Origin of the sequence: Gordonia bronchialis DSM 43247, from assembly GCF_000024785.1 — a bacterium.
Taxonomy (GTDB): domain Bacteria; phylum Actinomycetota; class Actinomycetes; order Mycobacteriales; family Mycobacteriaceae; genus Gordonia; species Gordonia bronchialis.
On record NC_013441.1, the window covers coordinates 4,430,106 to 4,444,067 of the forward strand.

Here is a 13,962-nt window from a genome sequence, read left to right on the forward strand (position 1 = left end):
GGGGCGGAACCCCCATCAACGCGGCCGCAACCGAGATGGCGCTGGCGTTTGACGGGACCAACGAGCGCGAGATCACCGAAGTATTCCGCCCCCGCTACGCCATCGCACCCATCCCGGATGCCCCCAACAACATGTTCGGCATGCTCTCGACCGCGGAGTCGGCCACCATCGTCGGCGGTGTCACCACGATGGTGCGCGATCACCTCATCGACGTCGTCGACCGGGGCGACGCCACCGAACTCGTCCTGCGCAGCGGTGCGTCGACCCCGATCGCGCGTAACAGCCGCGTCGTCAACTGCACCGGTTATCTCGGCCGCCGCCTGGACCCGTACGAGCCGTATCTCTCCGATCAGGGCGGCGTGGTCACCATCAGCGACCGGTCCGCGGTCATGCATCTGACCACGTACGGGGGCTACTTTCTCGCCCACCTGATGTTCCTCGACAAACTCCGCGACGTAGCGCTCTACGAGATCGATCTGGCCGACCTGCGTGCCAAAGGGCCGGCGACCGTACCTTACGTCCTGGTGACACTCGCCCAGCACAACCTCGGCCTTATCGCCGATGCGGTGCCGTTCAAGGTGCTCGGTGAGACCGGCTTCGATCTCAACCGCTGGTACCCGTTACCGCGCCAGCTGGCCGGGGTCGTGGGGTTCACCCTCACCCATCGCCGGCGGCGCCCGCACCTGCAGGCAACCCTCGACACGCTGCGCGACCGATTCGACGTCCGCTGCGGGCCGCTGACACGCCATACCGCCACCACCGCGTAACGACGAATCAGCCGTCGAAATCGGTCAACCCGCCGCGCGTACCGGCGAATTCTTCAACTCGCGCAACGCCGTTCGCAATCCACGTCGCTTCCCGGTTGCCGGATCGACACCGAAATGCGACGCCATCCCCTCGCGCACCGCGAACCGTAACTCCGACGCGGTTTCCGGGGCGTCGTCGGAGCTCGCCTTGAGCAGTGCGTTCGGCAGCGCCAGCTTGGCGATCGTCCGGAACGACTGGAAGTACTGGTGGACAAGCGATCCCGTGGTGTAGGGCAGATCGTACTTCTCGCACAGCTCGCGCACCCGCACGCCGATCTCCTCGTACCGGTTGCTCGGCAGGTCGGGGAACAGGTGGTGTTCGATCTGGTGACTCAGGTTGCCACTCATGAACCGCATGAGCTTGCCGGCGCTAAAGTTGGCCGACCCCAACATCTGCCGTAGGTACCACCGCGGCTGATCCTCGTTCTCGTACTCCTCGACGGTGAACTTCTCGGCGCCGTCGGGGAAGTGCCCGCAGAAGATCACCATGTAGGCCCAGTAGTTGCGGATGATGTTGGCGGTGAAGTTCGCCGCGATCGTCGTCTTCCAATTGGGCCCGGACAGCGCCGGGAAGATCAGGTAGTCCTTGGCTGCCTGTTTACCCACCTTGCGGCCGATGACCTGGAGGTCCTTGGCCGCCTGCCGGTAGGTCTTCTCCTTGTTGCGTAGCTTCTCGGTTTCCAGATGATGCAGTGCCACACCATATTCGAAGAACGTCCCGAGGGTGAGGTTGTAGATCGGGTTACCGATGTTCCACCACTCCCAGGGCTGGTCACGGGTGACCCGCAGGATTCCGTAACCCACATCGTCGTCCATCCCGACGATGTTGGTGTACTTGTGATGCACGAAGTTGTGCGAGTGCTTCCACTGCACGCTGGGACAGGTGGTGTCCCATTCCCAGGACGACGAGTGGATCTCCGGGTCGTTCATCCAATCCCATTGGCCGTGCATCACATTGTGGCCGAGTTCCATGTTCTCGATGATCTTCGCCAGCGACAGCATCGCGGTACCCAGCACCCAGGCGGGTTTGCGGTTGCTGAACAGCAGCGCCGCCCGCCCGCCGGCGGCGAGTCCCCGCTGCAGCGTGATGGCCCGACGGATGTAGCGGGCATCCCGCTCGCCTCGGGCCTCTTCGATATCGGTTCTGATGGCATCGAGTTCGGCGCCGAGTGCCTCGACGTCGGCGTCGGTCAGATGTGCGTACTGGTCGATGTCGGTAATGGCCATCCGGCCCCCTACAGCTCGATTGTGCATTCTCCGGACACGGCGCTGATGCATGTCTGGATTCGGTCACCTTCGCGGTGCTCGTCGCCGTTGCGCAGGTCGCGCACGTATCCGCCGGCGAGCGGCACCACACAGGTCTGGCAGATTCCCATCCGGCATCCGAAGGGCATGGTGATGCCGAGCTCCTCGCCTGCATCAAGGAGCGTTGTGGCGCCGTCGATCTCGGCGCTCTTACCAGTCTTGGAGAAGGTCACGGTACCGCCCTCGCCACCGTGGTCGGTGCGGGCGATCGCGAACCTCTCGATGTGGAGTTGCTCGCGCAGCCCCTCGTTCTCGTAGTGTTGCTCCACCGCGTCGAGCATGGCGACCGGGCCGCACGCCCAACACGAGCGGTCACGCCAGTCGGGGATCTCCGAATCGAGCGAGGCGACGTCGAATTTGCCGTCCGCCCTGGTGATCTGGAGTTGCAGATCGTAGGTCGGCAGCTCGCGGTTCATCTCCTCGATCTCGTCGAGGAAGATCACCTCGTCGCGGGTCGGTGCCGAATGGACGTGCACGATGTCGGGCTGGGTGTCACGGGTTCGCAGGGCGCGCAACATCGACATGACCGGTGTGATGCCGCTGCCGGCGGTGAGGAAGAGGATGGAATCCGGCGCCGGCTCGGGCAGATGGAAGTCCCCTTTGGGCGCGGCCAGACGGATGACGGTCCCCGGTGTCACGCCTTCCACGAGGTGGCTGGACAGGAATCCGTCCGGATTGGCCTTGACGGTGATGGTGATCATCTTGTCCACGTTGCTGCCGAACGAGGTCAATGAATACGACCGCCAGTGCCAGCGGCCACCCACCTGCAGTCCGATGCCCACATACTGGCCCGGCTTGTACGAATCGGGGAATCCCCAGCCGGTGCGGATGGTGACCGTGGCCGAGTCCTCGGTCTCGCGGATCACGTCCACGACGCGGCCGCGCAGTTCACGGGCCGACCACAACGGATTGATCAGGTGCAGGTAATCGTCGGGCAACAGCGGCGTGGTGGCACGCGCGATGAGACCGCGCAGGATGTTCACTTCGGGCTTGCGGGCTTCGACATCGGCTGCCGGCCGCTTGCTCCACTTCAGCAGATCCACTCGGCTCCCCTCGGGCTGGTTCGGATCTCCCCCTGGACCATTGGTGCACGACTGTACACCGAATGTGTGTCTGGCGTCACAGGTACTGGTGAGAGCACGTTATCGGCCCGTGACCGTCGGTCGCGATCCCGTTGCAGCAGGCGCTCGGAGGCTGCTTGCCGGGCCGTCACGCTGCTAGCGTCGAAGCATGTCCTCAGTGGTTGATTTGTCAGTGGTTGACTCATGAGAGTCCTCGTCACCGGCGCCACCGGCTACGTCGGGTCGCGTCTGGTCGAGGCGCTGCTCGACGCCGGGCACGACGTGGTCGTCACCAGCCGCCGGCCCGACTCTCTGCGCCGATTCTGCTGGTTCTCGGCCGTGACGGCCGTGGAGATGGACGCCACCGACGACGCGTCGGCGCGGGCGGCCTTCGACGAGGCCGGCACCCTCGACGCCGTCTACTACCTGGTGCACGGCATCGGTGCCCAAGACTTTGACGACGTCGACGTGTGCGCGGCCACCAACGTCGCCCGGGCCGCCCGCGACGCCGACGTACCCCGCATCGTCTACCTCGGCGGCTTCGTGCCCGACGGCGATCGCGCCGATCTGTCCAACCATCTGCGCAGCCGCGCCGAAGTCGGTGAGGCATTGAGCCTTCCCGACGGCCCCGAGGTGGTCTGGTTGCGGGCGGCGGTGATCCTGGGTGCCGGGTCCACGTCGTTCGAGATCATCCGCTACGTTGCCGATCGGCTCGCCGTCATCCCGGAACCGACCTGGACGACCAATCCGATGGACCCGATCTCGGTGCGCGACGTGCTGCACTATCTCGTCGCGGTCCTCGACCCCGCTATCCCGGCCGGCACCTACGACATCAGAGGCCCCGACGACGACCTGCGCTACCGATCGGTGCTCACCGCCTATCTGCGCGCCATCCACCAGCCCCGCCTGCGCATCCGACTCCCGCATGTGAGCACCCGTCTGGCCGGCATGGTGACCGGCCGGATCGTCCCGGTCCCCACCGCGCTCACCACCGACCTGGTGACCTCACTGAGTCAGCCCATGGTGGCCGCCGAACAACACATCCGTGAGCTGGTGCCCGACCCGCCGGAGGGGTTGACCCCGATGCGGGCGGCGGTCGCTGCGTCGGTGCGCAGCCCGTATCCACGGCCACTGTGTGAACTCGCCGACCCCCACCACCTCGCCGACACGGACCCCGACTGGGCCGGTGGCGACCTCATGCGCGTCCGACGCCGGGTCAACGCGGTGGTCGGCTTCGCGACGCACCGCGTCCGAAACGTGGTATCCCTGCTGACAGGATGAACTCAGCACTGACCGAACTCGTCGAACGATTCTCCGGACCCGCCCCGGACGCCGTCGACGACGATCCTCGACAGTCCCGCAGACGCCGGATCGTCGTGGCCGTGTTCCTCATCGCCGGCGCCGTGATCCTCGGATTCTCGCTGACCGCGCAACCCGGCGACTCGTCGTTCTATCCGCTGACCGCCGCGCTGGCCGCGACCTGGATCGTCGGCGGCCTGGCCTCCGGGCCGATCCGGCTGGGCCACTTCGCGTTACGCGGTACACGCACCGCATCCGACGCCGCCGTCTTCGGAGTGCTCACCGGCGCCGCGGTGGGCCTGGTGTTCATCGTGGGCGCGCTGATCACCCGCGAGATCCCGGCGCTCTCGGACCTGGTGAACAAGGTCCTCGCGTTCAGCGACCAGGGCAGCATCATCGTCATCACGGTGATCACCCTGGGCAACGGCCTGGCCGAGGAGGTGTTCTTCCGGGGCGCCGTCTACTCGGCGGCACAGCATCATCGACCCATCGTGGTGTCGACGATCCTCTATGTGATCGCCACCCTGGCCAGCGGCAACCCGATGCTCGGTTTCGCCGCGATCATCCTCGGCGCCGTGTGCGCGCTGCTCCGGCGCAGCACCGACGGGGTGCTCGCGCCGATCTGCTGTCACGTGGTGTGGGGTGCGATCGTGCTGTTCGGACTGCCGCCGCTGTTCGCGTGACCCGAGCGCCCGGTGATACTCAGCCCCGGCAGGCGGCCCGGATGTTCTGCTTGGAGTAGTACTGGTCGAGCGTGACCACACCGCCCTGAGCCAGCTCGACGAGCTGACCACCCTCGTACTGCACCGCCTCATTCGGATACCGCTGCGCGACCCTGCCGAGGTTCTCCACGAGCTCCAGATACTGGGTCCCGCCGACGTCGTTGATGATGTTCACCGGCCCGGTGAAAATGTCTGCGACCTTCTTGTTCGCCGCGCAGAGTTCGGTTTTCGTCGCCACACCCGAATTCCCCGTCGGTGCACCCGACGACTCGTCGGGCAGGCAGCGGCACAGCACGATCGAGCGCACGGTGCCGTCGGCGACACTGCCCTGACAGCCGATGCGCAGCGCGGTTCCCCGGGCCTTGTCGGCGGCGAAGTAGGCGGTCGACGACGCGGTGTCGTCGCGAACCGGCTGCCCGAACAACTCCACGACCCGCGTCATCGGTGTCCCGACGGTGATTCCGTCGACCGTCGCGCTGGTCGAGCCCAGCGGACGGATCTCCACCAGCGTCCCGTTCTGGAAGACCCAGTCGCATTCCCTCCACCGCACGACTGTCCGGTCCCCCTCGGAAGTTCCCGTCGTCAGTCCCGGGACTGCCGGATGTGCACCGGTGATCTGCGAATGTGTCTGTCCCAGTTCCACTCCGGCAAGACCGGTGTTGGTCAGCTTCGACGACGCGGCCTCGGCGTCGCGGGCCGCGTCGATCCGCGCCGACAACTGTGCCGTATTGTCCGCGGTGACGAACACACCTCCACCCTCCCGGGCCACGCACTGCAGTTGTGCGGCATCGGATTTGAAGCCGACGGTGCTAATGGTCAGATTCGGGTTCTGCTCGCGCAGCGAGCGGGCGGTCGCACACGGATCCGGCAGGCAGTTCGCCTCACCGTCGGAGACCAGGACCACCGAACCGGCCTCGGTGCCGAGCATCTCGGCGGCTCGGGTGAGCGCCGCCGACAACGGCGTCCACCCCTGTGCCCGCACGCCGTCGATCGCGCTGCGTGCCGCCTCCTTGTCGATCGGGCCGAGGCGGGCCAGCGTCGACACGTCCTCGCATCCGACCGCCTGGGGTGTGGTCTTCGCACTCTCGGTATTGCCGTACGCCACCAAGCCGAAGGGTGTACCCGAGGTGAGGTCGCTGATGAACGTCGACACGGCGTTGCGTGCGGCGTCGATCCGCGGACCGGGCGCGTCGGCGATCTGCATCGACTCCGATCCGTCCAAGATCACCACGACCGGCGTAGTCGGCTTGTCCGCGGCAGTAGACAAGCCACCGGCACCGGTCGGCGTGCCGTCGGAGGTGGTGCATGCCGCGAGCATCATCGACACTGCGGACAACAGGACCAGCACGGAACGACGCAGACGCATTACGGCATCCTAACGACCGATTTGCCGGATATCGCTCCTCGGAGCGGACCATTCTTGGGGTCGCCTCTGCCCGATCTGTCCGATTGATCGTCGATCCTGTTTAATCCGAGCCTTGGTCAGGACTAGCCGATCACCCAGTGTGATGCCACGCACAATCTCGGATGGTTGATATGCAGCCCACAGCCATCTACCAGGAGCGCGCATCCCCATGAGTCCGACCCCCACCCCCTCGTCGCCGACCAGCGTCGACAAGCAGCGAACCGACGCCAAGTACTCCAGCACCGTGAAGTGGACCGTCGCACTGGCCACCCTTGCCATCCTCTTCGACGGCTACGACCTGGTGGTCTACGGCACCATCCTGCCTCTCCTGATGGACGATCCCGGCCAGCTCGGCAACGTATCCGCCGGCCAGGCGGGCATGCTGGGCTCCTACGCGCTGATCGGCGTGATGGTCGGCGCACTCGTGAACGGGGCGATCGGCGACTACCTCGGCCGTCGACGCCTGATGCTGATGAACATCGTCTGGTTCTCCGCCGGAATGGCAATGGCCGCCATGGCGACCTCGGTCGAGATGTTCGCGGTACTGCGTTTCGTGACCGGTATCGGCATCGGTGGGCTGCTCGCAACCACCGCGGCTCTCGTCGCCGAGGTCGTCCCGGCCGCCAAGAAGAACCTCTACAACGCCATCGTCTACAGCGGTGTCCCGGCCGGCGGCATCCTGGCATCGGTGCTCGCGATCGCGCTGCGCGACGTGATCGGCTGGCGCGGACTGTTCTGGATCGGCGCCCTGCCGGTGGTGCTCCTGCTGCCGCTGGCGCTGGCCAAACTGCCCGAATCACCGCGCTGGCTCGTCTCTCGCGGACGTCTCGACGACGCTGCCCGGGTCCACGCCGCCACCGGCATCCCGCTGCCGTCGGAGGCCGACCTCGACGCCGAACGCGACGTCACCAAAGTCGGCTTCGCCGCCCTCGCCACTCGCCGCTACGCACTGGGCACCGCGCTGCTGGGCGTCATGAGCTTCGTGGGCCTCATGCTCACCTACGGCCTGACCACGTGGCTGCCGAAGATCATGCAGGACGCCGGCTACAACGCGAAGGGCTCGCTGCTGTTCCTGGTGGTTCTCAACGGCGGAGCGGTGCTCGGCACCATCATCGCGTCCCGGATCGCCGACCGGCGCGGACCACAACGCGTGGTGGCCACCACCTTCGGCCTGGCCGCCCTCTCGCTGATCCTGTTCACCATGGGCTTCCCGATCACGGTTCTGCTGGCGCTCGTCGCCGTCGCCGGGACCGGAACCATCGGAACCCAGGTGCTCATCTACGGATTCGTGTCCAACTACTACTCCACCTCGGCGCGGGCGGCCGGTGTCGCGTGGTGCGCCGGATTCGGCCGGCTCGGTGGGATCTTCGGACCCATCATCGGTGGCGCCATCGTCGCCGCGGGACTCAGCAACAGCGTGACCTTCTACATCTTCGCCGGTGTCGCGATCGTCGGCATGGTGGTCACTCTCCTTGTGCCACATGTCCGTAGCCAGTCCGCGGCCACCGGCGCCGCACCTGCGGCGGTACCCGCGGTACCCGCCACCGCCTGACCAGAAGCGACGAGGTGCGCCACACGGATGCCGTGTGGCGCACCTCGATCTATCCGTCTGCGTCTATCCATCTGGGTCTATCCATCTGGGTCTATCCATCTGGGTCTATCCATCTGCGGCCGCGCGCCCGTCGACCGCCGAGGACACCAGATTGCCCTTAGCCAAGGCGGTTCCGGCCTTCACCGCATCGATCCACTCCTCGGTCGGCGCGACCGCGGCGAAGTTGGAGTTGAACAGCACCATCAGCGTCTCGTGCACCTGCTGGGCCGTGACACTACCCGCCGAGTTCGCGAGATTGATGGCACCCGTTGCGTCCGAGAGGACCTCGGCCGTGAGCCCGAGCGTCTCGGCCTGTGCGGCGGTGGCCAGGTCACAGTTGTTGGTCATGAACCCGACGATCGTCACCGTGTCCACGTCCTGGGCGGCCAGCCATTCGGCGGCGTCGGTCCCGGCGAAGACCGTCCCGAACTGCTTGGTGACACGGTGCCAGCGATCGGTTACCCGTGCGGAGATCTCCGGGTGCAACTCCCATCCCGTCGAACCCTCGGCGAAGACCGGCGCCTCGGCCGGATATGTGTGCTGTGCAAAGAGAATCGGCATCTCGGCGGCCTCGGCGGCATCGATGGCCCGGGTGATGTTGGACAGCGATTCGTCACGGGGCGGATAGGCGATCTCGAGCGGGCCCGAGAAGTACTCGTTCTGGACGTCGACGACGATGAGCGCGCGGCGCGGTGTGGTCACGATGTTTCCTTCCGTTGGTCACAATCGATGCTTCCCCGCGACTCGTGTGTGCGACAGTGGCCTATATGACCACTTTCGATGGTTTCGGGCCACGGCGATCCTGATGGAGATCGCGATCTATGCCTTCGACGGAGTGACGATGTTCCATCTCGCCGCACCGGAGATGGTGTTCGGCGAGGTCGCCCGGCTGGCCCCGGAGGCGGGCTGGCGCACCACACTGTGGTCGGACGAACCCGGCGATGTCGAGGTCTCCGAGGGGTACCGCATCGGACCCGTCGCCGGTCCCGACGTCGCCGACGACGCCGACATGATCGTCATCCCATCCTGGCCCGAGCACCTGCCGCCGATCACCGATGACCTCGGCGATCTGCTGCGACGAGCCCACCGGCGCGGCGCGACGATCGTGGGGTTGTGTCTGGGTTCGGTCGCGGTCGCCGACGCCGGGCTGCTTCGCGGACGCTCCGCGGTCACCCACTGGGCCGCGATCGAGGAACTCCGGGCGCGCCACCCCGACGTGTCGGTGGATTCGGGAGGCCTCTACGTCGACCACGGGGACGTCCTCACCGCCGCCGGCACCGCATCCGCACTCGATGCGTGCCTGCACCTCGTGCGGTCCCATCTCGGTGCGCGAGAGGCCAATCGGGTGGCACGACGGCTCGTCGTCGCACCCCATCGCGACGGCGGGCAGGCGCAGTACGTGGATCGGCCGTTGCCGCCGGCGACCGGCGCCGACCCGATGAGTGCGGTCTGCCACTGGGCGCTGGCACACCTGTCCGAACCGCTGTCCGTGGATCGGATGGCCGCCCAGGCCCAGATGTCGCGACGGCACTTCGTGCGGAAGTTCCAGGAGGCCAACGGAATTGCCCCGGCCCGCTGGGTTGTGCTCCAACGTCTGGAAAGCGCCCGCACACTGCTCGAGAGCAACGACTGGGACATCGACCGGGTGGCCCACACCTGTGGTTTCGCCAGCGTGGTCACCTTTCGGCAGAACTTTGCGGCCCACTTCGCCACCACACCGTCGGCGTATCGGCGCCGCTTCCGCACCACCGGTGAGGTGTCCCATGTCTGAAGAGTTGCAGTTCCCGGCACGTGCACGGGCCTCCATCGTCGTCACCGGCGCCTCGGTCCTCCTCGGTGCCCGCCGCGTGCTCTACGACGTCGACATGACGGTGTCCCCCGGTTCACGGATCGCTGTCGTCGGCGAGAACGGGCGAGGCAAATCGACGCTGCTGCACGTACTCGCCGGCACGGTGGAACCCGACGCGGGCAGCGTGACCCGCATCGGGACCGTCGGTGTCGCCGAACAGGAGATGTCCACCGGCACCGACGACACCCGGACGGTCGGCGACGCCGTCGCGGAGGCGATCATCGACTCACTCACCGCGTTACGCGATCTCGACGACGCCTCAGTGGCGTTGGCCGGCGAACAGGACGAAGCGGCCGACGCCTACGCCGATGCGCTGCATCGCGCTGAGATGCTCGACGCCTGGGATGCGGAGCGCAGGGTCCAGATCGCTTTGGAAGGTCTTGATGCCGAACAGGATTGGGATCGGTTGCTCGCGTCGCTCTCGGTGGGCCAACGCTATCGGGTCCGCCTGGCCTGCCTGCTCGGCGGTGACACCGACTTCCTACTCCTCGACGAGCCGACCAACCATCTCGACCGTAGCGGTCTGGATTTCCTGACCGAGCGGATCAGTTCCTGGCCGGGCGGCGTCGTGGTGGTCAGCCACGACCGGGTGCTACTCGCCGACGTCGCCGAGACCCTGATCGACCTCGACCCGTCACCAGATGGCCGGCCTCGGGTGTACGGCGGTGGTTACCAAGGGTTTCGGTCCGGCCAGGTCGCCGACCGGCAGCGGTGGGAACACCAGTACTCCCGCCAGGTGGCGCAGCGGAACCGGCTCGAGGCGGATCTCGCCGTCGCCCAAGACCGACTGGAGGACGGCTGGCGGCCCGAGAAGGGCGCCGGACGGCACGAACGAGCCACCCGCGCACCGGGTTTGGTGCGCAATATCCATCGCCGGCAGGACGCCCTCGAGGCACATGCCGTCGAGATCCCCGAACCCCCGCTGGCGCTGTCCTTTCCCGATCTCGCGGTCCCCGCCGACGAGGCGTTGCTCAGCGCCGACGACATCACCGTCTACGAACGCCTGAGCACGCCAGTGTCACTGCGGGTTGCCGGGGCCTCGCGTCTGGTCGTGGTGGGCCCCAACGGCGCCGGCAAGTCGACGCTGCTCGGCGCACTGGCCGGCGAATTGCCGATCACCACCGGACATCTCGAACGTTCCGACCTTGCCCGGGCGGGCCTGCTCCACCAGGAATCGACTCTGCCACAACACCTTCGCGCCGCCGATGCCTACCGGGGCCACGTCGACCGCCTGATCCTCGCAGGTGTCATCGGCGACGACGACACGGTGCCGTTGCCCTCCCTCGGCCTGCTGCGCACCGACGAGGAAGACCAACGGGTGGGTGATCTGTCGATGGGACAGCAGCGTCGCCTGGAACTCGCCATGACCCTGGCCGCCCGACCGAATGTCCTGCTCCTCGACGAGCCCACCAATCATCTCTCGATCAGCCTCGTCGACGAACTCACGGACGCGTTACAACTGACGCCGGCCGCGGTTGTCCTGTCCACCCATGATCGTCAACTGCTGCGCGACGTCGCGAACTGGCCGCACCTGCCGCTTCAAGCGAGCCCACCCCCGTGACCCGTCCATCGTGCGCCCAATCCCGTTGACCGTGCGCCCGGGCTACCGCGCGGCCGCCTTGTCGTCGGCCTCCACGAGCGTGGCGAGCGCTTCGGTCACCGCACCCCAGCCCTCGAAGAAGCCGAGCTCTTCATGACGCGCCCGGTCGCGCGGATCACCGTGGCGGACGACGGCCCGGTATGCGGTGCCGTCCGGATGATCACCCAGCGTGATCTCGGCGGTCATCGTCACCGGCGCGGGCAGCGCGGGACGCCAAGCGCTGTCGACCGCATTGGTGAAGACCAGGCGCGAATTCTCCTCCGCAACAAGGAAGATCGCGTCCATATGCGGTACGAAGTCCACGCCGTCGTCGCTCATGCGCGTGACGAGGGCACCACCGGGCCGCGCCTCGAGACGGTCGACGCGAGTGATGGTAGGGGCCGGCGTCCACCACTGGGCGAACAGGTCCGGAGTGGTCCAGTGCCGCCAGACCGCGGCGGGCGGGGCATGGATCACCCGGTCCAGCTCCAGGTCGAGCTCCGTATCAATCGGGTTGTCGCTCATGATGTTCGCTCCTCGTGATCGGCTGATTCCACCAGCGATTGCAGACGGTCGGTGCGCTCCGCCCAGATTCGACGCTGCTCGGTGAGCCAGTCGTCGACGAGCGCCAGTCGCTGCCGGTCAAGGGTGCAGATACGCACTCTGCCCGCCTTGTGGGTGTCGATCAATCCGCTCGCCTCGAGCTTTCCGACATGCTTCATGAACGACGGCAACGTGATCGAGTACTCGTCGGCCAGGTCACTCACACTCGCCGGACCGCGACCCAGGCGCCGCACGACGGCGCGTCGGGTCGGGTCGGCGAGTGCGACGAAGATGCCGTCCAGCTCCTCCGAATACTTTGCCACATGGCTAAGTATTGCAGGCGGCCGCACGAGGCGCAACGTCCGTCACTCGAAGTAGCGGTACACCGCCTCCACCACGGCCGCCGGCCGATCGCTGCCCTCGAGTTCGATGAGACCGTCGACGACGACCTGAACACCACCCTTGGGTAGGTTCTCGAGCGACTTCAACGTGGCCGCCAGCCGGACCCGCCCACCCGCAGGCACCGGATTGGTGAAGCGCACCTTGTTGAGCCCGTAGTTCACACCCATCTTCAGACTCTCGACGGTGAGCACCTCCCCGAACATCGGCACGATGAGCGAGAGCGTCAGGTAGCCGTGGGCGATCGCCCGCCGAACGGGCTCTCCTTGACAGCACGTTCCGGGTCGATGTGAATCCACTGGTGGTCCCCGGTGGCGTCGGCGAAGGTGTTGATCCGCTCCTGGGTGACGGTCAGCCAGGAGCTGGTGCCGAGTTGGGTGCCGACCAGCGGTTCGAGTTCCGCGATTCCGGCCACGCGAGTCGTGGTGGCCTCGTTGCTGCTCATGGGTTCCTCCATTTCGATGGTCATCGTCGCCGGGCTCACTGCTCGATACCCAGGACGCGCAACGCATTCTCCCGGAGGATCAGCGGTGCCACCGCGGGTTTGATGTCGAGTGTCGCGAAGTCCGTGCGCCAGCGGTCGACTCCGATGACCGGGAAGTCCGACCCGAAGAGCACCTTCTCGCGCAACATGGAGTTGCTCGCCCGGACGAGTTGTGGCGGAAAGTACTTCGGCGACCATCCGGACAGATCCAGGTACGCGTTGGCCTTGTGGGTCGCGATCGAGATCTGCGCATCCACCCACGGCACCGCCGGGTGGGCCATGACGATGGTGAGATCCGGGAAGTCGGCTGCGACGTCGTCGAGCAACATCGGGTCGGAGTAGCGCAGCTTGATGCCGTGCCCGCCGGGCAGCCCGGCGCCGATGCCGGTCTGCCCGGTGTGGAACAGCGCCGGCACCCCGGCCTCCTCGATCGCCGCGTACACCGGGTAGAAGCGACGATCGTTGGGCTCGAAGCCCTGCATGCTCGGGTGGAACTTGAATCCCTTGACCCCGAAGTCGTCGACAAGCCGGTGGACACGACGGACCGCGGCCTTGCCCTGCCACGGGTCGACCGAGCCGAACGGGATCAGCACATCGTTGAATTCGGCTGCGCGCTCGGCGATTTCCTCCACGTTGTTGGGTTGGTGACCCGACGCCGACGACGCGTCGACGGTGAACACGACCGCCGCCATGTTGCGCTCGCGATAGTGTTGCGCGATCGACCCGATCGTCGGGGTTCGTTCCTCACCCGACCGGAAGTACTTCTCCGACGCGGCCATGAGTTCGTCGTCCATCGATCGGTGTCCGCAGCCGTCGATCTCGACGTGGGCGTGAAAGTCGATGGCCTCGACGGACCCGAAGTCGATGCCGTATTCGTAACGGGCGCTCATCACTTGGCCCCGGTCAGTTCGGCGGGGAA

13 protein-coding genes and 1 pseudogene are annotated in these 13,962 nt (G+C 66.6%); 6 read left to right on the top strand and 8 right to left on the bottom strand.

The features are described from left to right. The first annotated feature begins 35 nt into the window (after positions 1-35). Positions 36-767 (top strand): hypothetical protein, encoded by a 732-nt coding sequence (locus GBRO_RS27620; protein ID WP_012835793.1) that lies wholly within the window; start codon positions 36-38, stop codon positions 765-767. A gap of 24 nt (positions 768-791) precedes the next feature. On the opposite strand, the gene GBRO_RS20515 is transcribed toward GBRO_RS27620, so the two are convergent. Beyond that, complete coding sequence (locus GBRO_RS20515) at positions 792-2,033, bottom strand: fatty acid desaturase family protein (protein ID WP_012835794.1); 1,242 nt, start codon at positions 2,031-2,033, stop codon at positions 792-794. Between the two features lie 8 nt (positions 2,034-2,041). Further along, positions 2,042-3,154: a ferredoxin reductase gene (locus GBRO_RS20520; RefSeq protein WP_012835795.1), complete on the bottom strand. Its 1,113-nt coding sequence runs from the start codon at positions 3,152-3,154 to the stop codon at positions 2,042-2,044. Between the two features lie 222 nt (positions 3,155-3,376). Between GBRO_RS20520 and GBRO_RS20525 the strand changes: the two genes are divergently transcribed. Together GBRO_RS20525 and GBRO_RS20530 are read left to right on the top strand one after the other, a co-directional pair. Continuing rightward, complete coding sequence (locus GBRO_RS20525) at positions 3,377-4,453, top strand: NAD-dependent epimerase/dehydratase family protein (protein ID WP_012835796.1); 1,077 nt, start codon at positions 3,377-3,379, stop codon at positions 4,451-4,453. Continuing rightward, positions 4,450-5,154 carry a CPBP family intramembrane glutamic endopeptidase gene (locus GBRO_RS20530; protein ID WP_012835797.1) on the top strand — a complete coding sequence of 235 codons (705 nt, stop codon included), beginning with the start codon at positions 4,450-4,452 and terminating at the stop codon, positions 5,152-5,154. Before GBRO_RS20525 ends, GBRO_RS20530 begins: the two co-directional genes overlap by 4 nt. Positions 5,155-5,173: 19 nt before the next feature. Here the strand turns inward: GBRO_RS20530 and GBRO_RS20535 are convergent, their stop codons facing one another. Continuing rightward, on the bottom strand, positions 5,174-6,559 hold the full coding sequence (locus GBRO_RS20535) for a vWA domain-containing protein (protein ID WP_012835798.1): 1,386 nt from the start codon (positions 6,557-6,559) through the stop codon (positions 5,174-5,176). Between the two features lie 208 nt (positions 6,560-6,767). Between GBRO_RS20535 and GBRO_RS20540 the strand changes: the two genes are divergently transcribed. Then, complete coding sequence (locus GBRO_RS20540) at positions 6,768-8,150, top strand: MFS transporter (protein WP_012835799.1); 1,383 nt, start codon at positions 6,768-6,770, stop codon at positions 8,148-8,150. Between the two features lie 105 nt (positions 8,151-8,255). Here GBRO_RS20540 and GBRO_RS20545 read toward each other — a convergent pair whose 3' ends face one another. Then, complete coding sequence (locus GBRO_RS20545; protein WP_012835800.1) at positions 8,256-8,891, bottom strand: isochorismatase family protein; 636 nt, start codon at positions 8,889-8,891, stop codon at positions 8,256-8,258. A 103-nt stretch (positions 8,892-8,994) separates the two neighbouring features. Between GBRO_RS20545 and GBRO_RS20550 the strand changes: the two genes are divergently transcribed. Further along, positions 8,995-9,960, top strand: coding sequence for a GlxA family transcriptional regulator (locus tag GBRO_RS20550; RefSeq protein ID WP_012835801.1), 966 nt, complete (start codon positions 8,995-8,997; stop codon positions 9,958-9,960). Beyond that, positions 9,953-11,599, top strand: a complete 1,647-nt coding sequence (locus GBRO_RS20555; protein ID WP_012835802.1) for an ABC-F family ATP-binding cassette domain-containing protein — start codon at positions 9,953-9,955, stop codon at positions 11,597-11,599. Before GBRO_RS20550 ends, GBRO_RS20555 begins: the two co-directional genes overlap by 8 nt. Before the next feature lie 42 nt (positions 11,600-11,641). Here GBRO_RS20555 and GBRO_RS20560 read toward each other — a convergent pair whose 3' ends face one another. From GBRO_RS20560 to couO, 4 genes and pseudogenes are all read right to left on the bottom strand, one after another. Then, positions 11,642-12,142: an SRPBCC domain-containing protein gene (locus GBRO_RS20560; RefSeq protein WP_012835803.1), complete on the bottom strand. Its 501-nt coding sequence runs from the start codon at positions 12,140-12,142 to the stop codon at positions 11,642-11,644. Beyond that, positions 12,139-12,483 (bottom strand): ArsR/SmtB family transcription factor, encoded by a 345-nt coding sequence (locus tag GBRO_RS20565; RefSeq protein WP_012835804.1) that lies wholly within the window; start codon positions 12,481-12,483, stop codon positions 12,139-12,141. The genes GBRO_RS20560 and GBRO_RS20565 overlap by 4 nt, the downstream gene beginning before the upstream one ends. A 42-nt stretch (positions 12,484-12,525) precedes the next feature. After that, positions 12,526-13,004, bottom strand: a pseudogene (locus GBRO_RS20570) (MaoC family dehydratase). A 35-nt stretch (positions 13,005-13,039) separates the two neighbouring features. Then, entirely contained in the window at positions 13,040-13,933 is an 894-nt protein-coding gene (gene couO, locus GBRO_RS20575; protein WP_012835805.1) for a 4-hydroxyphenyl-beta-ketoacyl-CoA hydrolase, read from the bottom strand. Between the last annotated feature and the right edge of the window lie 29 nt (positions 13,934-13,962).